Source organism: Flavobacterium microcysteis, from assembly GCF_006385255.1.
Classification (GTDB): Bacteria; Bacteroidota; Bacteroidia; order Flavobacteriales; family Flavobacteriaceae; genus Flavobacterium; species Flavobacterium microcysteis.
The window spans coordinates 237425-259233 of the sequence record NZ_VFJE01000052.1 but is presented as its reverse complement, the minus strand read 5'-3'; the positions used below and the strand labels follow the sequence as shown (position 1 = coordinate 259233).

At 36.2% G+C, this 21809-nt stretch carries 21 protein-coding genes; 6 read left to right on the top strand and 15 right to left on the bottom strand.

The window, feature by feature from the left end; genetic code table 11:
- The first annotated feature begins 1 nt into the window (after position 1).
- Positions 2–769 (top strand): dienelactone hydrolase family protein, encoded by a 768-nt coding sequence (locus tag FJA49_RS06750; protein WP_140000165.1) that lies wholly within the window; start codon positions 2–4, stop codon positions 767–769.
- A gap of 90 nt (positions 770–859) precedes the next feature.
- On the opposite strand, the gene FJA49_RS06745 is transcribed toward FJA49_RS06750, so the two are convergent.
- Both FJA49_RS06745 and prfB read right to left on the bottom strand, forming a co-directional pair.
- On the bottom strand, positions 860–2086 hold the full coding sequence (locus FJA49_RS06745; protein ID WP_140000163.1) for a GAF domain-containing sensor histidine kinase: 1227 nt from the start codon (positions 2084–2086) through the stop codon (positions 860–862).
- Positions 2087–2292: 206 nt separating this feature from the next.
- Positions 2293–3391, bottom strand: a protein-coding gene (gene prfB / locus FJA49_RS06740; RefSeq protein ID WP_140000161.1) for a peptide chain release factor 2 whose coding sequence is annotated in 2 segments (ribosomal slippage) — positions 2293–3327 and positions 3329–3391 — 1098 coding nt in all. Because the reading frame shifts where the segments join, the coding sequence is not laid out codon by codon here.
- A 48-nt stretch (positions 3392–3439) separates the two neighbouring features.
- Between prfB and FJA49_RS06735 the strand changes: the two genes are divergently transcribed.
- Positions 3440–4465, top strand: coding sequence for a threonine aldolase family protein (locus FJA49_RS06735; protein WP_140000159.1), 1026 nt, complete (start codon positions 3440–3442; stop codon positions 4463–4465).
- Positions 4466–4527: 62 nt separating this feature from the next.
- Here FJA49_RS06735 and FJA49_RS06730 read toward each other — a convergent pair whose 3' ends face one another.
- The gene (locus FJA49_RS06730; protein WP_140000157.1) at positions 4528–4851 is read right to left on the bottom strand and encodes a YbaB/EbfC family nucleoid-associated protein; all 324 of its coding nucleotides are present in this window, start codon (positions 4849–4851) and stop codon (positions 4528–4530) included.
- Between the two features lie 145 nt (positions 4852–4996).
- On the opposite strand from FJA49_RS06730, the gene FJA49_RS06725 reads away from it, so the two are divergent.
- Both FJA49_RS06725 and FJA49_RS06720 read left to right on the top strand, forming a co-directional pair.
- Positions 4997–7057, top strand: coding sequence for a S9 family peptidase (locus FJA49_RS06725; RefSeq protein WP_233590081.1), 2061 nt, complete (start codon positions 4997–4999; stop codon positions 7055–7057).
- 78 nt (positions 7058–7135) lie between these two features.
- The gene (locus FJA49_RS06720) at positions 7136–8176 is read left to right on the top strand and encodes a PLP-dependent cysteine synthase family protein (RefSeq protein ID WP_140000153.1); all 1041 of its coding nucleotides are present in this window, start codon (positions 7136–7138) and stop codon (positions 8174–8176) included.
- Between the two features lie 67 nt (positions 8177–8243).
- On the opposite strand, the gene FJA49_RS06715 is transcribed toward FJA49_RS06720, so the two are convergent.
- The 5 genes from FJA49_RS06715 to gcvT all read right to left on the bottom strand — a co-directional run bounded on the left by FJA49_RS06715 (position 8244) and on the right by gcvT (position 14044).
- Positions 8244–8990 (bottom strand): head GIN domain-containing protein, encoded by a 747-nt coding sequence (locus FJA49_RS06715; protein WP_140000151.1) that lies wholly within the window; start codon positions 8988–8990, stop codon positions 8244–8246.
- Between the two features lie 102 nt (positions 8991–9092).
- On the bottom strand, positions 9093–9803 hold the full coding sequence (locus tag FJA49_RS06710) for a YebC/PmpR family DNA-binding transcriptional regulator (RefSeq protein ID WP_140000149.1): 711 nt from the start codon (positions 9801–9803) through the stop codon (positions 9093–9095).
- Positions 9804–9862: 59 nt separating this feature from the next.
- Positions 9863–10897 carry an LIC11966 family surface protein gene (locus FJA49_RS06705; RefSeq protein ID WP_140000147.1) on the bottom strand — a complete coding sequence of 345 codons (1035 nt, stop codon included), beginning with the start codon at positions 10895–10897 and terminating at the stop codon, positions 9863–9865.
- A 6-nt stretch (positions 10898–10903) separates the two neighbouring features.
- Positions 10904–12952, bottom strand: a complete 2049-nt coding sequence (locus FJA49_RS06700) for a S41 family peptidase (protein WP_140000145.1) — start codon at positions 12950–12952, stop codon at positions 10904–10906.
- A gap of 9 nt (positions 12953–12961) precedes the next feature.
- Positions 12962–14044 carry a glycine cleavage system aminomethyltransferase GcvT gene (gene gcvT, locus FJA49_RS06695; RefSeq protein WP_140000143.1) on the bottom strand — a complete coding sequence of 361 codons (1083 nt, stop codon included), beginning with the start codon at positions 14042–14044 and terminating at the stop codon, positions 12962–12964.
- Between the two features lie 149 nt (positions 14045–14193).
- Between gcvT and FJA49_RS06690 the strand changes: the two genes are divergently transcribed.
- A complete protein-coding gene (locus tag FJA49_RS06690; RefSeq protein WP_140000141.1) occupies positions 14194–15129 on the top strand; it encodes a polysaccharide deacetylase family protein in 936 nt (311 codons plus the stop codon).
- 60 nt (positions 15130–15189) lie between these two features.
- Here FJA49_RS06690 and FJA49_RS06685 read toward each other — a convergent pair whose 3' ends face one another.
- Positions 15190–15702: a hypothetical protein gene (locus tag FJA49_RS06685; protein ID WP_140000139.1), complete on the bottom strand. Its 513-nt coding sequence runs from the start codon at positions 15700–15702 to the stop codon at positions 15190–15192.
- A 90-nt stretch (positions 15703–15792) separates the two neighbouring features.
- Between FJA49_RS06685 and ddpX the strand changes: the two genes are divergently transcribed.
- The gene (gene ddpX / locus FJA49_RS06680; protein WP_140000138.1) at positions 15793–16494 is read left to right on the top strand and encodes a D-alanyl-D-alanine dipeptidase; all 702 of its coding nucleotides are present in this window, start codon (positions 15793–15795) and stop codon (positions 16492–16494) included.
- A gap of 1 nt (position 16495) precedes the next feature.
- Here the strand turns inward: ddpX and FJA49_RS06675 are convergent, their stop codons facing one another.
- From FJA49_RS06675 to tsaD, 6 genes are all read right to left on the bottom strand, one after another.
- On the bottom strand, positions 16496–17065 hold the full coding sequence (locus FJA49_RS06675; protein ID WP_140000136.1) for a hypothetical protein: 570 nt from the start codon (positions 17063–17065) through the stop codon (positions 16496–16498).
- Positions 17062–18249 carry a THUMP-like domain-containing protein gene (locus tag FJA49_RS06670; RefSeq protein WP_140000134.1) on the bottom strand — a complete coding sequence of 396 codons (1188 nt, stop codon included), beginning with the start codon at positions 18247–18249 and terminating at the stop codon, positions 17062–17064. The genes FJA49_RS06675 and FJA49_RS06670 overlap by 4 nt, the downstream gene beginning before the upstream one ends.
- Positions 18246–19337, bottom strand: coding sequence for an AI-2E family transporter (locus FJA49_RS06665; RefSeq protein WP_140000132.1), 1092 nt, complete (start codon positions 19335–19337; stop codon positions 18246–18248). The genes FJA49_RS06670 and FJA49_RS06665 overlap by 4 nt, the downstream gene beginning before the upstream one ends.
- 63 nt (positions 19338–19400) lie before the next feature.
- The gene (locus tag FJA49_RS06660; RefSeq protein WP_140000130.1) at positions 19401–20042 is read right to left on the bottom strand and encodes a DUF4159 domain-containing protein; all 642 of its coding nucleotides are present in this window, start codon (positions 20040–20042) and stop codon (positions 19401–19403) included.
- Between the two features lie 14 nt (positions 20043–20056).
- The gene (locus tag FJA49_RS06655; RefSeq protein WP_140000128.1) at positions 20057–20767 is read right to left on the bottom strand and encodes a 16S rRNA (uracil(1498)-N(3))-methyltransferase; all 711 of its coding nucleotides are present in this window, start codon (positions 20765–20767) and stop codon (positions 20057–20059) included.
- Between the two features lie 2 nt (positions 20768–20769).
- On the bottom strand, positions 20770–21792 hold the full coding sequence (gene tsaD, locus FJA49_RS06650) for a tRNA (adenosine(37)-N6)-threonylcarbamoyltransferase complex transferase subunit TsaD (protein WP_140000126.1): 1023 nt from the start codon (positions 21790–21792) through the stop codon (positions 20770–20772).
- Between the last annotated feature and the right edge of the window lie 17 nt (positions 21793–21809).

The window sequence follows — 21809 nt, the reverse complement described above, 5'->3', positions numbered from 1 at the left end:
AATGAAAACTAGAGACTACATTATTCTTTCAATATTTATAACAAACGTAGCTATGGCACAACTTAAGAAAGTTGATTATAAAGACAATGCGCAAATTTTAAGCGGTTTTTCGGCCGTACCCAAAAAATCATTAGCAAATAAACCGGGTGTTCTTATTCTTCCAGCCTGGAAAGGTGTTGATGAACATTCTAAAGAAACGGCAACCAGGTTGGCTGATATGGGATATTATGCTTTTGTAGCAGATATTTATGGAGTAGACCAAAGACCAAAAGACACGAAAGAAGCAAGTGCGAAGGCCGGATATTATAAAACAAATATTAAAGAATATCAGAATAGGATTTCACTCGCTTTGGCTGAATTGGTAAAACAAGGAGCTGATGCCGATAATATTGCTGTAATAGGGTATTGTTTTGGAGGTGCTGGCGCATTGGAAGCTGCACGAACGAATATGAAAGTTAGGGGAGTAGTATCATTTCACGGAAGTTTGGGCAGAGATGCTTCTCGTGAAATCACAGCTATACAGCCAAAAGTTTTAGTCCTTCACGGAGCTGATGATCCACATGTTTCAGAAAAAGAAATTAAGGATTTCCAAAATGAAATGAGAACAGCCAAAGCCGACTGGGAGATGAATTATTATGCCAACGCAGTTCATGCGTTTACCGAAAAAAGTGCTGGAAACGACAATTCAAAAGGAGCTGCTTATAATGAATTGGCAGATAAGCGTTCCTGGGAAGCAATGAAGTTGTTTTTTAAGGAAGTCTTGAAATAGAAAGATGATAAAAACTCTGCGGCTCTGCGTCTTTGCGAGCAATAATTTCACGCAAAGACGCAGAGCCGCAAAGCTTAAAATGTATCGGTTTTACTGGTGATGCGTGATTTCGGTTTCTTCCTGTTTGTAGATAATAGGCAGAGAGATAAAAAAGGATGTCCCTAATTCTTTACCCGGACTTTTTGCAAAAATTTGTCCTCTATGTAATTCTACAAATGATTTACAGATGGATAATCCTAAGCCGTTTGAACTCTCTTTACCTGTTGGTTTGGAACTTAGTTTGGCGAATTTTTTGAAAAGCTTGTCCGCATCTTCGTCATTTAGTCCTTGTCCCTGATCTTTGAATTCGATTTCTACAAAGTCATCAATCTTTTTAGCAATAATCTTAATGGTAGTGTTGCTGTAGGAATATTTGATGGCATTGCTTAGAAGATTATGAAGCACATCAGAGATTTTTGTCTTGTCGATGTTGATTCTTGGAAGCGATTCTTCAATTGTCAATTCAATAATCTGATTCTTTTTGTTGGCTAGCAATTCAAAATTATTAATTAATCGGTCCAGCATTTCTTTCAAATCGGCTTCTTCAATAGAAAGTCGCTGTTCTTTTTCTTCATCTTCTGAAAGCTTAAGTAAATCCGTCAGCTTGTTCTGAATGGTAGCGACACTATGCTTGATCATGTCGGTCATCTTAGGCGTTTTTGAAGCGTCAAGTCGTAAGATGTCATTAGCAAGACTAATGGATGCCAATGGATTTTTTATTTCATGCAGTGCGATGCCCATGAGCTCGTTCTGTGACTTGATAATTGTATTGTAGCGTAATCTGCTTTCCAACTTATTGATAACAATGTCTGCAAGCGTTCTAAGCATATCCATTTGATGTTCCGTAACTTCGTGTGCTACGCTGTCGATAACACAAACTGTCCCGACAGAGTGGCCTTCAGGAGTTTTTAAAGGCGCTCCAGCATAAAACCGTATGCCATTAGGACTACTGACAAAGCGATTTTCTGATAAATCAGGAATAGCATGCGTGTCGTTAAATACAGTGATTTTTTCATCCAGAATGGCCAGTGAACACAAGCTGTCTTCTCTTGGAACTTCCGTTGCCTGAAAGTCACCAATGTTTGCTTTAAAGTAAACACGATGTTCATCAACAAAAGTTACAAAAGCATTTTTGGTATTGAATATTTGTGAAGCTAATAGGGCGATTTTGTCAAAAGTATCCTCAGAATGCGTATCAAGAACCTGATAGTCATAGAGTTTTTGAAGCCTTAGAGCTTCGTTGTTTGGAATATAGGAAATGGGCTTCTTGTAATTCATGTCATTTTCTTAGATCAAAATCTAAAAATCAAATTTAGATTTATGAATCCAGATAAAGATAGGACATCTATTTGGAGAAATTGTTACACTTAAACCAGAATTTCTTAAAAAAATATTAAAATGGGGAAATATAAAAATGCGAATTATATCTCATTGCCAATAAATTAGCTTTTGAGGTATAATCCGCATTTTATTTTTTAAAAAGACTATTCTTCTTCTTTTTGTCCCATCATCATCAAAAATGACTTAAGGAACTCGTCGATTTCACCATTCATTACAGATTCCACATCGCTGGTTTCGTATTCAGTTCTTACATCTTTTACAAGCTTGTACGGATGCATAACGTAGTTTCGTATTTGCGAACCCCATTCGATTTTCATCTTTTTGGCTTCAATCTCGTCACGTAACGCTTGTTTCTTCTTTAATTCGATTTCGTATAATTGCGATTTCAGCAACTGCATGGCTTTGGTCTTGTTATCCAATTGAGAACGGGTTTCTGAATTCTCGATAATAATACCTGTCGGATGGTGACGAAGTCGTACGGCTGTTTCCACCTTATTGACGTTCTGTCCACCGGCACCGCTCGAACGCATGGTTTCCCACGAAATATCGGCAGGATTAATTTCAATTTCGATGGTATCGTCCGCCAGAGGATATACATATACTGATGCAAAAGAAGTATGGCGTTTTCCATTGCTGTCAAAAGGAGAAATTCGTACCAGTCGGTGTACGCCATTTTCGCCTTTTAAATAACCAAAAGAATAATCGCCTTCAAACTCGAGGGTTACGGTCTTGATTCCGGCAACTTCACCAGCCTGAAAGTTGAGTTCTTTGATTTTATAGCCATTCTTTTCGCCCCACATCATATACATTCGCATCAGCATCTGTGCCCAGTCGCAACTTTCTGTTCCGCCGGCTCCTGCTGTAATCTGCAAGACAGCGCTCAAAGAGTCACCTTCGTCAGATAACATGTTTTTGAACTCGATGTTTTCGATATGTGTATTGGCCAGATTGTATTGTTCGTCCAGTTCTTCGGCGGTCATTTCACCTTCCCTGTAAAACTCATAAGCCAATTGCAATTCATCGGCAAGAGAAACAGCTTTGTTATAATCTTCAACCCATTTCTTCTTGGATCGCAGCATTTTAACGTGAGCTTCGGCTTCTTTTGGATTGTTCCAAAAGTCTGGGGCTAATGTTTTTTCTTCTTCGTTGGCAATTTCAATTAATTTCTTATCGACGTCAAAGATACCTCCTCAACGCACCAAGGCGCTCCACAATACCTTTAATTTGTTCGGTAGTTGTCATAAATTTTATATTTTTATACCCACAAAAATAAGGTATACTTTTGATATTATGGAAATAAATTTAGTAAGCGATACGGTAACAAAACCGACAAATGAAATGCTACAGCAGATGTTTCGTTCAAAAGTAGGCGATGATGTATATAAGCAAGATCCGACTGTCAATGAGTTAGAAGAGATGGTCGCTAGTATATTTGGGATGGAAGCCGCCCTTTTTTTTCCTTCGGGAACCATGGCAAACCAAACGGCAATAAAATTACATACCAATCCGGGCGAGCAGATAATCTGCGATAAATGGTCACATATTTTTCATTATGAAGGTGGAGGAGCCTCTTTTAACAGTGGTGTTTCCTGCTGTTTAGTGGATGGAAAACGTGGAATGATTACGGCAAAACAAGTCAAAGATTCTATTAATCCTCCAGAATTCTATCATAGTCCGTTGACCAGCCTGGTGAGTATAGAGAACACAACAAACAAGGGTGGAGGAGCCTGTTATGAAATAGAAGAGCTTGCCAAGATAAAAGAAGTCTGTAAAGAAAATAACCTGAAATACCATTTGGATGGCGCCCGTCTATGGAATGCCTTGGTAGCAAAAAGACAAAATCCAAAACATTTTGGAGAATTGTTTGATACAATCTCTGTGTGCCTGTCAAAAGGACTAGGTGCACCGGTAGGTTCTGTATTGTTAGGCAGTAAGGAAACGATGGAACGCGCTTTACGAGTTAGGAAGATATTTGGTGGAGGAATGCGTCAGGCAGGCTATTTGGCTGGAGCCGGAATTTATGCTTTAAAACATAATGTCAGCCGTTTGCAGGAAGACCATAATAAGGCAAAAGAACTGGCTTATATACTTAAACAATTACCTTGGGTAGAAAGCGTTGAACCTGTGGAAACCAATATCTTGATATTTGCTGTAAAACCACAGTATAATGAAGATATAGTAATAGAAAAATTAAAGCAGAAAAATATTTTTATCAGCTCACTAGGCAAAGGAAAACTCCGTATCGTTACTCATTTGGATTATAGAGATGTCATGCATACTTATGTTATTGAAACGCTGCAGAAATTAACTTTTTAGCAATAGGCAGTAGGCTTTAAGCTGTAGGCCATCGCTTACTGCCTAAAGCCTACAGCTTATAGCTATTTAAACATATCCATACCCGGAATATTAGGCATGCCGTCTTTTGCTACGGCACCTAATTCTGCCTCATTTACAGCAGTAGCTTTTTGAATGGCTTTGTTCATAACTAATAAAAGATAGTCTTCAAGTTGCTCTCTGTCTTCCAATAAACTCTCATCGATATCAATTGACTTTACATTACGGTTAGCCGTAAGCGTAACTTTTAAAAGCCCGTCACTGCTTTGTTCGTCAATTAAAACAGAATCAAGTCTTTTTTTAGTTTCTTCTATTTTTTGTTGGGTTTCTTTTAGTTTGCCCATCATGCCCATTATGTCTCCAAACATTGTTGATAATTTTTATGATTTGTAATTGCTAAATTATTAAATTGCATAGTTATATTCAAGGGAGAATTAGATGAAAAATAAATTAATTTTATGTTGCCTTTGTATTATTTTTGCAACTTCATATTCGCAAAATACATTCCGTAAGATGTCAATAACAATACCCCCACCAACAGCAAAAAAAATACCTAAAACGCTAGAAAAGCACGGCGATAAAAGAGTAGACGACTATTTTTGGTTAAATGACAGAGAAAACAAAGATGTCATTGACTATCTAAATAGTGAAAATCAATACTATGAGGAGATGACTGCTCATACCAAAGGATTAAAAAGTTTGCTGTTTGAGGAAATGAAAGGCAGAGTTAAAGAAGATGATTCTTCGGTGCCTTATTTTCTTAATGGTTACTGGTATATGACACGCTTTGAAACAGGTAAGGATTATCCAATCTATTCCAGAAAAAAAGGAAGCCTTACTGCTAAGGAAGAAATTCTTTTCGATTGTAATGAATTAGCAAAAGGACATACTTATTTCCATTTAGGAGGATTGAGCATCAGTCCGGATAATAAATATGCTTCTTTTGGAGTAGATGTTATTGGAAGAAGAATTTACACGATTCAGGTGAAAAATCTCCAAACAGGCAAACTGTTTGCTGATAAAATAGAAAATACAACCGGTAGTTCGACCTGGGCCAATGATAATAAAACATTGTTTTATACCCAGCAAGACAAACAGACCTTGCGTTCAGATAAAATTTTTAAGCATAAACTGGGCGGCAAGCAGCTGCAAGATATTTTAGTTTATGATGAAAAAGACGATACGTTTAATGTTTCTGTAAGCAAAGAAAAATCAAAAAAATATATCGTAATCAGTTCTTCAAGTACTTTAACGACTGAATTCAGAACATTATTGGCAGATGATCCGGATGGAGAATTTAAAGTTTTCCAGCCAAGAGTGAGAGGAATGGAATATAGCATTGCCCATTATGGTGATAGTTTTTACATCCTGACCAATAAAGACAATGCAACCAATTTTAAATTGATGAAAACGCCTGAAAAAGCAACTTCTCAGGAAAATTGGAAAGACTTGATTCCGCATCGTAATGATGTATTGTTGGAAGACATCGAAATTTTTAAAGATTATTTGGTAATTGGGGAACGATCCAACGGATTGAACAAGATAAGAATTATGCCGTGGAACGGAAAAGGGGAGTATTATCTTCCGTTTGACAGCGAAACCTATACGGCCAATATTTCCACAAACCCGGACTTTGACACGCAGATTTTACGTTACAGCTATCAATCGCTTGGAACTCCATCTTCTGTAGTTGACTTCAACATGAAAACCAAGGAGAAAGAAGTCAAGAAAGAGCAAGAAGTTTTAGGAGGGAAATTTGACAAGAAAAATTATGTGGAAGAAAGAGTTTGGGCTACTGCAGAAGATGGTACCAAGATTCCGATTTCAATGATTTATAGAAAAGGAATGAAAAAAGATGGCAAAAATCCATTGCTGTTATATGCTTACGGTTCTTATGGTGCTACTATGGATCCTTATTTTTCATCTACCAGATTGTCGCTTTTAGATAGAGGATTTATCTATGCTATCGCCCATATTCGTGGTGGTGAAGATATGGGAAGGTTATGGTATGAAGATGGTAAGCTGCTTCACAAGAAAAATACCTTTACAGATTTTGTAGATTGTTCAAAATTTGTAATCAAAGAAAAATATACTAGCCCTGAACATCTTTACGCAGAAGGCGGTTCTGCCGGTGGATTGTTAATGGGAGCTGTTGTAAACATGGCACCTGAATTATATCATGGTGTTATTGCACAGGTTCCTTTTGTGGATGTTGTGACAACCATGTTGGATGACACCATTCCGCTGACTACTGGAGAATATGATGAGTGGGGGAATCCAAACGAGAAAGAATATTACGATTATATGAAATCCTATTCGCCTTATGATAATGTCAAAGCACAGAATTACCCAAATATGTATGTGTCAACCGGACTTCATGATTCTCAGGTGCAATATTGGGAACCTGCCAAATGGGTTGCCAAATTGAGAACAATGAAGACCGACAAGAATTTGTTATTCCTTGATACTAACATGGATGCGGGGCACGGAGGCGCATCAGGTAGGTTTGAAGCATTGAAAGAATTAGCTAAGGAATTTAGTTTTTTGTTAGATTTAGAAGGAATTGAAAACTAATTAGATTTTTTTTGTTAAATTTGCAAGGATTTGAGGTCAATAAAAAGTCAATGAGTTGCCTTGATTAACTATTTTTTTATGAAAGAAGAAATAAAAGCTTATAATAACGTATTGGAATTAATAGGTAACACCCCACTTATTAAGCTCAATAAAGTCACAGAAAATATAGAAGGTAATTTCTACGCAAAAGTAGAAGCTTTTAATCCGGGGCACTCCACTAAAGATAGAATTGCATTATACATTATAGAGGAAGCTGAAAGACAAGGAATCTTGTCACCTGGTGATACGATAATCGAGACGACATCAGGAAATACGGGGTTCAGCATTGCAATGGTGAGCATTATAAAAGGCTACAACTGTATTTTGGCAGTAAGTTCAAAATCATCAAGAGATAAAATAGATATGCTGAGAAGCATGGGAGCCAAGGTGTATGTTTGCCCTGCCCACGTTTCAGCAGACGATGAAAGGTCCTACTACAATGTTGCAAAAAGACTTCACGAAGAAACAAAAGGATCAGTTTACATCAATCAATATTTTAACCAACTAAATATTGATGCTCATTACAAAACAACCGGGCCTGAAATCTGGGAGCAAACCAACGGAAAAATTACGCATTTAATTGCCTGCAGCGGAACAGGAGGAACTATCTCTGGAGCTGCAAAATTCCTTAAAGAAAAAAATCCAAACATTAGAATACTAGGAGTTGATGCTTTTGGTTCTGTATTGAAAAAATACCACGAGACAAAAGAGTTTGATTCTAATGAAATCTACCCATACAGAATTGAAGGCTTAGGAAAGAATTTAATCCCTACTGCAACTGACTTTGATTCTATTGATAAATTCATAAAAGTAACCGACGAAGAAAGTGCGCATGCTACAAGAGAAATAGCCAAAAAAGAAGGCTTGTTTGTAGGATATACTTCGGGAGCTGTTCTTCAAGCCATCAAACAATATGCTGAAGAAGGCGAATTTGATAAAGACAGTAACGTAATTGCTATTTTCCCTGATCACGGTTCAAGATATATGAGCAAAGTATTTAGCGATGACTGGATGAACGAACAAGGGTTCTTTGACAGCATAAACGTTGAAGAAGCACAGAAAATAGAATTCATAAAATAATCGATTTTATAAAGCATAAAAAAACTCCAGAAATATCTGGAGTTTTTTATTTTGATTCGTTCTGGGATTAGTCTTTTGTTACTTTTCCAGAACCGCTGATGTTTTTCTTAATGGTTGGGTCGCCTTTGTATTTTACACTTCCTGAACCCTGGATATTGGCAGAAAGATCTTTTGTCGTATTTGTTTTTACGTATCCAGAACCAGAGATACTAACATCTGTAGCTACCGAAGTAAAATCAGAAGCATCTATATTACCGGAGCCATGAATGCTTGCTGAAAATACATTTGCTTTTCCGTCCAGTTCTATTTGTCCGGAACCGTTGATTTCAGCCTTAGCTGTGCCGGTATTCAGATTCAGTTCAATTTTTCCAGATCCGTCCACTTTTACAGAAGCTGATTGCGCATCCACTTTATCTAAATCAATCTTACCAGAACCGCTTACAGAAGCAACAAAATTATTCGATTTGATAGCAGCATCTGATTTGATATTTCCAGAACCGGATACGCTTACTTCATCTAATTGTTTGAAAGGGACTGTTATGGTTGCGCTTCCCTTAAAATTCATTTTTTTTGAAGAATTAAAATAGATTTTCAACGTGTTTCCTTTTACTTCTGTCACTAGATTTTTTAGAGCTGCTTCATCACCCACAACTGTAAGCGCATTTGTGTTGCCGGAAACTAGGATGATTTTTGGAGAACCTTTGGATTCAATTTTAGAAAAAGAACCAACAGTTCTGCTTTCTGTTTTGGTTTGGGAATTTGCTGTTGCGATAAAAAATAAACCGAATAGCAATAGGAATTGTGTTTTTTTCATGATGATATATTTTAATGATTGAAACGTAAATTTAAAGAATTCCTACAAATAAAAAAACTCCTGAATTTCAGGAGTTTTTATGTAAAAAATATAATTCTAAGATTATTCTTCCATCGTATGATAAACGTTTTGAACGTCATCATCTTCTTCGATTTTTTCCAATAGCTTTTCTACATCGGCGATTTGGTCTTCCGTAAGTTTTTTAGTTACTTGCGGAATTCTTTCAAATCCAGAAGAAAGGATTTCAATACCTCTGTTTTCCAATTCTTTTTGGATAGCACCAAAACTCTCAAATGGAGCATAAATCAAAATACCATCTTCATCAGCAAAAATTTCTTCTGCACCAAAATCAATGAATTCCAATTCCATTTCTTCAATATCGATACCTTCTGCCGGAATCCTGAAGTTACAGGTATGGTCAAACATAAATTCTACAGAACCTTGGGTTCCCATAGTTCCATTACATTTGTTGAAATAACTTCTGATATTCGCTACAGTCCTGTTATTATTGTCTGTTGCTGTCTCAATAAGAATCGCAATTCCGTGCGGAGCATAGCCTTCAAATAATACTTCTTTATAATTTGCCGTGTCTTTGTCGGTTGCTTTTTTAATAGCTCTTTCAACATTGTCTTTCGGCATATTTACAGCTTTGGCATTTTGCATGACAGCTCTTAATCTTGAATTTGATTCAGGATTAGGGCCGCCTTCCTTAACCGCCATTACGATATCTTTTCCAATTCTTGTAAATGCTTTAGCCATTGCTGACCAGCGCTTCATTTTTCTATTTTTTCTGAACTCAAACGCTCTTCCCATTTCTAAAATTTTTTATACGTTGCAAAAATAAGTTTTATCCTTTTTATTTCAAATCTATTTTAATCTTTCGGAACATGTTTTGAAATAAATTGTTCTCCAGTTTGTTCCCATTCCATATTAACGGCAACTTTGTTCTGATAAAATTTTGAATTCAGCTTGTTGTACTCGCTGATTTCACTGTTTACAGATTTTACTAGATTGTTGAAATTGTCAATTTCCTGTTTTGTTCTGTTCCTTTCTGGTTTCTTTTCCAGAGATTCTTTAGTGTCTTCAAGCTGTTGGTTTAACATCAGAAACGAAACTACTTTTGGAGTCAGCTCGATGGCTTCTTTTTTATAAAATTCAAGTGCTTTTTTAGTAGCAGTAATCAGGCTTGTATCTTTATTAAAAGGTGCTGCTGTTTTTAATTTTTCAAGACCTTCATTAGCATATAATTCTAATGAAGAAGCTTGTTGTTGTATGGCATTCAGGTCTTTTTGTTCAATCGATTTCATTAAATTGATGTCGGTTACATTCACCTTGAAAAAAATAAGGAACATGTCCGTGTGGTATTTGAAGACGGCACTGGAAGCCCTCATTTTTTTACTCAAATCAGAATTGTCATCTGTAATCTGAATATTGTATTTTTTTCCAAAAAGTTTCTGGTTCGTATTGAGTTTTTCGACTTCATCATTGATTTTTTCGTTAACCAGGTCGCGTGCCATAATATAGGCTTCCATAAAATCATAAGACTCTTCAGCGACTTCCTGCATGTCAATGATTTTTTCGTATTCGTCATTGATGTACTTTTCCGAAATGAACAAATAGGACAGGAGCTGGTCACGGTATTCCGTATCGCCCTTATAGCCGTTTTTTAGCCCGGATATTTTTTGGGAAGCATTCTGTATTGATTTAAGCAAAGTCTTTCGGGATGCGTCTATTTTCCTGGCACTTTTGCTATGGGCAACCGCTTTTGTATAATTCCATGTATTTCTTGAAATGGCAGCTGATTCTTTCCCTATGAAGTTCAGATAGTCAATTGGCGTTTTGAAATCCTGGGCTTTGCTTATGGTTACAATAAATAGAGTGAAAATGGCGAAGATTATTTTTTTCATGGAGATTTAGTCTTTTTTGGAGGCATAATAGTCAGAAATTATGTTGATACCTTCCAGGACATACGTATTCGTTTTTAGGTCCTTAATTCTGTATTCACTAATGCTTTTTTGGAATTCGTCAAATTTCAGAATTTCCTTTTCGTAAGATGTATTTGTGATTTCAAAATCGGCAGGTGTCTCGACAAGTTTTTTTACAGTGTCAAAAACCGCGTCAATACTGTGTACATCTTTGAATATGCTTTCGAAATTGAGCAGTATTGGATCTTTTGGAGAATTATAAATGGAATTGATTTTAGCATTAATGGTGTTTATCTCATTGAAATAAGCACTGTTGCTGATTCTTTTTTTGCTTTTTGGAATTAAGCCTTCAAAATCACTTCTTGAATAAGGGATAAATTTCGTCTTTGTAGTGATAACATCATTTTTTAATGCGGTTTTGCTGCTCTTTTCTCTTGAGATTATGCCATCATATAGAGTAGGAATTGCTATATCAGGAACGACTCCGGTCAGCTGATGGCTTTTTCCCGTTATTCTATAGAACTTCTCAATCGTTAGTTTTACAAAATCCTGTTCATTTCCGTTTTCAATGGGAAGAATTTGCTGCATAGAAGCTTTGCCTAATGTTGTAGCTCCTAAGATAATTGCTCTGTTGTAATCTTGCATTACAGAAGCAAAAAACTCGCTTGCGGAAGCCGAATTTCCATTGACAAGCACAATAATTGGACCGCTATATACTAAACCACGATTGAAATCCTTGATTATTTTTTGTTCTTTTTTATTATTGACTAAAACGGAGATAGGACCGGCATCGATAAACATTCCTGAAAGTTTTATGGCTTCTTCCATAGAGCCACCACCATCGTCTTGCAGGTCTAATATCAATCCTTCAACATTGTCTTTTTTTAGCTTTAAAATTTCTTTGGCAACATCATCTGAAATGCCTTGTACTGTATTTTTGTCAAAATCGGTATAAAAACTCGGAATATTGATATACCCGATACGGGTACCATTTTTTGAAACAATATAGCTGTATGCAGCATGATCGTCGGCCTTCATTATTTTTTTCTGAAGCGTGACATCATAAAGTGTCCCGTTTTTCTTTCGGAGTGATAACGTAATCTCTTTATGGGTGTCTGAAAAGATGATACTTCCGATAGTTTCCAGAGAACTACAAGAAACAAGAAGTTCTTCTCCTTTTTTGGGAGATACTTTGATTACCTGATCTCCTTTTTCAATGATTTCTGTTCGTGCTGCAGGACCGCCCGGAACAATCTCCTGAACAATTAATTCTTCATTTTCATTCAGGCTGACATACATTCCCAGTGAAAGATTGTCGGTTGAAAGTTCAGAAAGAAAAGAAGATTTGGTGTCGTATGAAAAATAGGAGGTATGCGGATCGAAATAGGAACAAAAAATAGAGTAAAAGCTACTTCTAATGTTCTTTTCGATACCATCTTTAGAATCCAATCGGTTGGTAATTCTGCATAAGGCAGTTTCGAAAATCTTTTCTCTTGATTTTTTTTCTAAGCTTGCAAAGTTTTGCTTTAGGGAATCATAGTTTTTACTGGTTTTGGCAATATCTTCCAAAATATCAAAACGAAGTCTTTTTGCAAATACCTTTTCAACATCTTCAGCTTTTACATAGAATGGAAAATTCTTTTTTGTAAAACGGATTGTGTCGTTTGTATTGTAATCCAGCTTTTCTTTTTGCAATTTTTCGACAGCCAATTTGCTTCTTTCCAAAGCTGTTTTGTATGTTTTGGCGAAATCTTCGAAAAAGGAACAGTCGTTACTGGCAATATAATCGTCAAATTTGAATTTGTACTTTGACAGGTAATCATATTCTGTTTTCAGGAATATGTTTTTGTCTGTATCCAATTCATTCATCAATGCTTCAAAAACATAAACCGATAGACTGTCGTCTACCGGTTTAGGATTGAAATGCTCACGTTGTATGAGATTGTTTATTTTTATAAGAACATCGCAGGATTTACCACTATCTTGTGAATAAGATGTAAAAGTAACAAGCAGTAAAAACAACAAGATTCTGTTCATATAGTTTTTTTATTTTTTATAAAAAGGCAATTTAACAACTTTTGCCGGAACATCATTTTTTCTGATGCGAATAAAAATGTCGCTATCAACTCCAGAAAATTCTGTTGTAACATAACCCAGCCCAATTCCTTTGTTCAAAGATGGTGCCATAGTTCCTGAAGTAACTACTCCGATGATATTTCCATCCTTGTCAACAATTTCATAGTCATGACGAGGAATTCCTCTTTCTGTCAGCTCAAAACCAACCAATTTTCTCAAAACTCCCGCTTCTTTTTGTTTTAGCAGGTTTTCAGAATTGGTAAATTCTTTATTGAATTTTGTAATCCAGCCTAGACCGGCTTCGAGAGGAGAAGTAGTGTCGTTAATGTCGTTTCCGTAAAGACAGAAGCCCATTTCAAGACGAAGCGTATCTCTAGCCGCTAATCCGATAGGTTTGATACCATACGGTTTTCCTGCTTCAAATACTTTATTCCAGATTTGTTCGATACTCTCGTTTTTTGCATAGATTTCAAAACCACCTGAACCGGTATAGCCAGTTGCAGAAATAATCACATCTGATACACCAGCGAAATCTGCCACTTCAAAGTGATAGTATTTTATTGCTGCTAAATCAATAGAAGTCAAGGATTGCATTGCTTCAACAGCTTTTGGGCCTTGAATAGCCAGTAGAGAATAATCGTCAGAAATATTTCTCATTTCTGCACCAACATCATTTTTTGTAGAAATCCAATTCCAGTCTTTCTCAATATTTGAAGCATTTACAACCAATAAATATTGGTCTTCTTTCATTTTATAAACAATCAAATCGTCAACAATACCGCCATTTTCGTTTGGAAGACAAGAATATTGCGCTTTGCCCACGGTTAATGTAGAAGCATCGTTTGTGGTTACTTTTTGGATTAAAGCCAGAGCATTTGGACCTGAAATCAGAAATTCTCCCATGTGTGAAACATCAAAAACTCCAACTCCGTTACGGACAGTTTCGTGTTCAATAGTTACTCCTTCATATTGTACTGGCATATTATATCCTGCAAAAGGAACCATTTTAGCTCCAAGACCTTCGTGAACATGCGTAAGTGCGGTATTTTTCATTTGTGCTGTGTATAAAAATTAAAGTTGCTAATTTATTGTTTTTTTTGCAGTTTCAAAGGTAGAATGGGTCGATTTTTTAGGAATATTATACTCTCAATCGGGCACAGCTGCCTAGGTTTTTTTATATTTGGAAACAATCCCAAAAAAATATGAAATCAAGCATCAAAAGAACAGGATTTTGTTTGGTTATTCTTTTTTCCATACAGGTGTATGCGCAAAAACAGGTTGCCATTACAATTGATGATATTCCTAATACGAAGAGATTCCAAACAGACAGATTTCAGTCTTTATTATTGAAAAAATTGGATTCCTTGCAGTTACCGATAGCTATTTTTATCAACGAACACAAAATCTATGAAACCGATTCTATTTCGAAAAACTTCCGATTGTTAGACGATTGGGCTAAGCGGAAGTATATCACTTTAGGCAATCATAGTTTCAGTCATATGCGCTATTCGGATGTAGGTTTTACAACTTTTGCCAATGACATTGATAAAGGAGAAGCGATTTCTAAAGAACTGGCAAAAAAATATGACAAGCCACTAAAGCATTTTAGGTTTCCGTTTAATGATTTGGGAAAAGACAGTTTGCAGCACAAAGAAATCGAACAATACCTGACACAAAAAGGATATCGGATTACACCCTATACAGTAGAAAGCGAAGATTGGGCTTATAGTACAGTATATGAATATTATCTTGCCAAAAATGATATTGTCAATGCCAGAAGTATAGGAGAGAAGTATGTTAAGAAAACTATTGAATTTTTCGAATTTTTTGAAGCGCAAGCAGCACAACAGTACAAAAGGCCTATCCGACATATTTATTTGTGCCACGACAATGCGCTGAACGCAGATTATTTGCCAAAAATTGTAAAACTGCTCAATGCAAAAGGCTATACTTTTGTGAGTCTTGATGAAGTGTTACAGGATAACATCTATCAGCAGAAAGATAATTATTATAAAAAATGGGGAGTTTCCTGGCTTTACAGATGGATGAAATCCCAAAAAGAAGCTACTGCCATCATGAAAAAAGAACCAAATAATCAGGAAATAGAAAGCCTTTATGACAAGATACAGAAAGAATAAGCCAATAAAAAATCCCGATTATAAACTAATCGGGATTTTTTGTGAGGGTTGACCAAAAAATTATTTCTGGTCGATATATGTTTTATTTCCGTTTTTGTTGATGTAGTATTTTCCGCCTTTAGGTCCTGTATACACTTTTTTACCATTGTAGTACTCACCTGAAGCTTTGTCTTTTATATCAGCAGCAGCTTTTTTAGTTTCCATTTTTGCCTTTCCAGCTTCAACTTTTGTATCTGCTTTTACTTTAGCAACTTCTGCTTTTGCTTCTGTTTTAGTTACTGCGGCTTTTTCTTTCGCTTTTGCAGTTTCAACTTTTGCATCCGCTTTTTTCTTAGCTACGTCTGCTTTTGACTCTGTCTTTGATTGTACAGCCTTTTCTTTGGCTTTAGCTACATCTTTCTTAGCAGATTCTTCTGCTTTTTTTGCTTTTGCATCCGCTTTATCAACAGCTTTTTTGCTGTCTGCTTTTGCTTGGGCTACTTCTGCTTTTGCTTTCTTCTTCGCTGTTGTTTCCTGAGCGTTCAGGTAGCCGGAAAATAACAAAGCAATACCTAAAACAATTAATTTTTTCATACTTTGTGTTTTTTAATTTGAATTAAAATTAGTAAATTAATTAATACAAATGAATAGATTTGTAGTACAAATTAAACATTTCAAATCATTATGAGATTTCTACAGCTAATAGTGTGCCTAATTATTGTTTCGTCTTGCAAAAACCCTCAGGAGGTGGTATATAGCGATGCTTTACTATCAAGTAATCGTCAATACATTGACGAAAATGCAGCAATTTTGGAAGCTGCAAAAGCCAACATCAGCGACACCGCTTTTGTAAGCCTGAGAGATTATGGGAAAGATTTCTTTTATGACATGAAATATGCCACAGAAAATAATTTCTTAAAAACAAAAGTATATGATTGTCCTGAGTGCTATCTCCGATTTAAGACGGTAAAAGCTTTAATCAAGGCGAATCAGGCGTTCTTAAAACTAGGTTATAAGATTAAGATCTATGATTGCTACAGGCCGTTGGATGTACAAAAGAAAATGTGGGCCATAACACCTAATCCTACTTATGTAGCAGATCCGGCTACAGGTTCGATACATAATAGAGGAGGAGCTGTAGATATAACACTAACAGATTATAGTGGCAATGAACTCGATATGGGTACAGGATTTGACCATTTCGGGCCGGAAGCGGCACACGACTATAAAAATCTTTCAGCAGAAGTTATAGCCAATAGAAAGTTGTTAAAAGAAATAATGCTGAAAAATGGATTCCGATCGTTTGCTTCAGAATGGTGGCATTATAACCTGGTGAATGCTTCGACTTTGCCAATATCTAATTTTACTTGGGATTGCAAGAACTAATCTAGTTCAGGCATTTGAGGTCGTCGATAAAGAAATTTTCAGGATAGGATTTCTCTCCGTTTAACTCGGAAAGAAGCTCTCTCTTCATAATATAATCGACAGTCTCAGTAGCATATTTTATACGAATCAGGGAAACTGGCGATTTTGCCAATTCTTCCATCGTATTTTTCATAAATAAAAATTTTCCTGTAGAAATTCGAATATTGGAACTTTGCGATTCATCACGAATCATAGAACCGCAACTCCCTTCGTCAGCAATCAGCATGGTAATTATTTTACCATTTGCCAATTGGAGGTATATCCTTGAGTTTTTGTCAAAGCAATAGGTTTTGATAAAATCTTTGCTTTTTTGAATGAATTGAAAATTCAGCAGTGGAGTTTCGTTAGCATTAATTAATGAGAAAAAGATATAGCTGGAAGTACCGGCAAAATTTTTCTCATAAACGATTTTTTGCACTGTTTCTTTATAGCTGCCTATCGAATCTGTAAAATTGGAACTGTATTCACATTTTTTCTGGGCATGAAGTCCCATTTGGAGCATTAAAAAAGTAAGTAAAAGCAATCGTTTCATTCTTGTGTTTTTATTTTGTTGCAAAGTAATACTATTTTGTCATTATTCATATTGGTAGTAAAAAAACAATAAAGGTTTCCGCCATCACTTATTTTCCACTTCTTTCGAATGTTTTCTACGGTTTCCGGAAAATTTCGCACGGTTATATTTGCTTTTTTATTCTGAAGCGATTGCTTCATTTCGGCTTTGCCATATTTTATTACTTCCTCTATTTGAAATACTCTTCCCGGAAAATCAAGCAAGTCGTCAGAAGTATAAAGATGTGAATGCAGATGAAGTTTGTCCAATTGGAATACAGCACTTACTGTTTCAAAAAAACCGGATTTCATTATCGAACTGTTGGGTTCGTAAAGATATTTTTTAGGTAACCCGTAAAAAGCACCATCGTTTTCACCTAGAACAAAATCGAGCTTTTCAGTTTTGTCTTTGGTCGTATTTAGAGTAATGATTTTAGTATTTCCTGTATACTCTTTTGAAATTTCCCAAAGCAATTCTTTGACTTCGTTTTCAACAGCTACAATGTGGATTGCTTTGACATTAGTAAGTTCTGTTAATCCGGCAGCAATATCCAGGATTGGAGCCGTTTTTATAAGCAGATTGTTTGAGTATTCAAAATAGAATTCTTGCAGTTCAGGAACATTTGGAAGGCAGTCTTTTAAAAGAAAAACTTTTCCTTTTGCATCACTGCGTCTTGACGGGTCGATATACATCCAGTCAAATTTTCGATTCAGTTTTTGTAGTATTTCTGAACTGTCGCCAGCAAAACATTCGATGTTTTCAGCATCTAGCAGTTTAAAATTATGGCTTGCAATTTCAGATAATTCGGCATTCATTTCACAATGCACAACCGATTCCATTTTTTTTGAAAAGTAGTAACAATCGACCCCAAATCCACCTGTCAGATCAATAAGGCTTTTTCCGGAAACAATCTCCGCTTTATAGGAAGCCGTTTCTTCTGATGAAGTCTGCTCTATTGATAATTTTGTTGGATAAACAATATTTTTGGTAGCATACCATGTAGGAAGCTTCTGTTCCGCCTTGCTTTTTGCAGCAATTTGGTTTAACAGCACGGCAAAGTCGATTTCAGGAAACGGATTTTTCTGAAAAGCCAGCTTTGAAATGTCTTTTCGGATATTGGCTTCTATAAAATCTTGTATTTCGGGTTTTAGAATTGCAGAAATCAAATGTTTCGGGTTAAAACTTTTACGATAGGATTCTGAGGGAAAAATTCTTTAGCGACTACTTTTACAATGGTGTAAAGCGGTACAGCCACAATCATTCCCAATACTCCAAAAATAAAACCGCTGGCCAGTATTACAACAAAAATCTCTAAAGGATGTGAATTGACACTGTTCGAAAATATTAATGGAGTCGTGATGTTGTTATCAATAATTTGGGCAACCGTATAACCAATCAATACATATAATGTAGTTGATAGCATTTCGCCCTGTGATTCTGGATCCATATGGCCAAGCATAGTCAGTACAGCAACCAAAACTGTTGCGATAAGCGGGCCAATATAAGGGATGATGTTTAATATGGCTGTAATAAAGGCAATGATAAAAGCATTTTCTACACCAAAAATCAGCAATACGATCAAGTAGCAAATAAACAGTATGGTTACCTGTCCGATAAGCCCAATAAAGTAACGGCTTAGCAGATGGTTTATTTTTCTAAAAGAATTCAGGATTTTGTCTTCGTGTTCGTTTGGGAGTATCTTTTTTGCGTTGATGATAAACAGCTTCTGGTCTTTTAAAAAGAAAAAAGTAATAAAAATCACAGAACCTATGGCAACTCCCACATTACCCAGTATTGAAACTAAAGAATTTATGAAATTAGGAATAAAGTTCAGATTCAGTTTAGAGGAAAGATCGGATTGCTTGACCATACTTTCGATGTCTATATTATGGTCCGAGAAATAGCTTTTCAGTCTTTCTGTCAAATCAACCAGATCAGTTTCAAGTCGGGCTGTATCTAATAAGGAAAGGTTTTCTCCCTGAGAAACAATCAATGGAACAAACATCATGATAAAGCCTGCCAAAAGCAATATAAAGAACACCAGTGTTACAATAACGGCCACGATATGGTTGAATTTCAGTCTTTTTTCCAGGAATTTGACTATCGGATTTCCAATCATGCTCACAATTAGGGCAATGAACAGGAAAAGAATAACAGACTGGATTTTGAATAAAAGAAAAAGTAAGAGCAAAATTCCGGTTATTATTGCCAAAGCACGTAATATTCCGTTAGCAATCGTTTTTGAGGTCACCATATCTTTTTTTAGAATCTAAATTTAGTCAAAAAAATGAAGTTTTTCTAAAATAAACTGTCGTGTCTAGTTATTGAAAATATAATAAATGATATTGGCACCCATTTTTAGGGCTTTTTCCCGAACTTCTTTCGGGTCATTATGTACTTCCGGATCTTCCCAGCCATCGCCTAAATCGGTTTCATAAGTATACATAAGTGCCAGCCTGTTGTCTATAAAAATTCCAAATGCCTGTGGTCTTTTATTATCATGCTCATGGATTTTTGGAATTCCTGCAGGAAATGAATACGGTTTTTGGAATATGGGATGGTTAGCCGGAATTTCAACAAGCGCATTGTTAGGGAATACTCTTTTTAATTCCCTACGGATATATTCGTCCATTCCGTAGTTGTCGTCTATGTGGAGAAATCCACCAGAAGTCAGGTAGTTTCTCAAATTGATTATTTCAGAATCGCTGAATACGACATTCCCGTGTCCTGTCATATGTACAAACGGATAGGAAAGCAGGTCTGGGCTTCCGGGTTCTACTGTTGCTGGTTTTGAAGCAATTCGGGTATTGATGTTCTGATTGCAAAACTTAATCAGATTGGGCAAAGAAGTTGGGTTTCCATACCAGTCACCACCACCATTGTATTTTAGCAAGGCAATTTCCTGCGATTGGGCAGCAAAGGAAAAACACAACAAGAATGCAAAACATATTTTTTTCATAATCTCAACCGGATTTATTTTTCGTTTATAAAAACAACACTATGGCAGGCAACGACAGCAGCAGTTTCAGTTCTTAACCGAGTATTGCCTAAAGTCACCGGGATATAGTTGTTTTCAATCGCCAATTTAATTTCTTTTTCAGAAAAATCGCCTTCTGGGCCAATCATTACGATTACATCCTGATCTGGTTTTACTGTTTCTTTTAGTGATTTTTTCTGTGTTTCCTCGCAATGGGCGATAAGCTTCAGGCTTTCATTTTTTTGCTGCTTTATAAAATCCTTAAATGAAATAGGTTCGTTTAATTTTGGAAGATAATAATGCAGGGACTGCTTCATTGCAGATAATATGATTTTGTCAAAACGGTCTGTCTTGACTACTTTTCTTTCGGAATGGTCACAGATAATAGGCGTGATTTCACTGATTCCTATTTCGGTTGCTTTTTCCAAAAACCATTCAAAACGATCGTTCATTTTTGTTGGAGCAACAGCTAAGTGGAGTTGGTAATTAGAGGCCTCTCCTTTTTCAGAATCAATAATTTTTACCAGGCATTTTGAATCTGAAGCAAAAGTAATTTCTGTTTTAAATAAGAAACCTAAACCATTGGTTACATATAAATTATCACCTTCTTTCTTTCGTAATACTTTAACTATGTGTTTGCTCTCTTCTTTATCAAAAAAGAAGGTTTCGGTATCAGCTGTAATGGTTGGGTTGTAAAACAATTGCATAATTAAAACTGGATTCTGGCTTTGGAAACGACTGAGTTATCTTCAAATTTTGAAGCAAGATATTTATGATATCCGACAATTCCAATCATAGCGGCATTATCTGTAGTATATTCGAATTTAGGGACAAATGTTTTCCAGCCGTATTTTGCTTCTGCATCTTTTAAAGTCTGACGGATTCCAGAATTAGCAGAAACACCACCTCCAATAGCAATCTGATTGATACCGGTTTGCTTTGTAGCCATTTTTAATTTGTCCATTAGGATTTCGATAATGGTATACTGTATTGAAGCACAGATGTCGTTTAGATTTTCTTCAATGAAATTCGGGTTTAGCGCCACATTCTTTTGAATGAAATACAAGATAGCCGTTTTTAATCCGCTGAAACTAAAATCAAGTCCGGGAACTTTAGGTTTTGTAAACGTAAAGGCTTTTGGGTTTCCCAATTTGGCATATTTATCAACCAAAGGTCCGCCCGGATAGGGAAGTCCCAGTATTTTGGCACTTTTGTCAAAAGCTTCGCCCACGGCATCATCTGTCGTTTCTCCAATGATTTCCATATCAAAGAAATCGTTCACCTTCACAATTTGTGTATGTCCGCCGCTGATTGTCAGTGCCAGAAAAGGAAATTCGGGTTTGTCAAAGCCTTCTTCATCAATAAAATGAGCCAGAATATGGGCATGCATATGGTTAACAGCTATCAATGGAATTTTTAAAGCCAACGATAAAGATTTTGCAAAGGAACTACCCACTAACAGTGACCCCATAAGGCCGGGACCTTGTGTAAAAGCTATTGCATTTAACTGATTTTTGTCGATATTTGCTTTACGAATGGCCATTTCAATAACGGGAACGATATTTTGTTGGTGGGCTCTCGAAGCAAGCTCGGGAACGACACCGCCATATTCGCCGTGAATGCTCTGATTTGCAACAACATTCGACAGGACTTTATCGTCTTGTAGAATGGCTGCTGCAGTATCGTCGCAGGAACTTTCAATAGCTAATATAAAAAGAGAGTTATTTCCCATAAAAGGGCACGGATTTT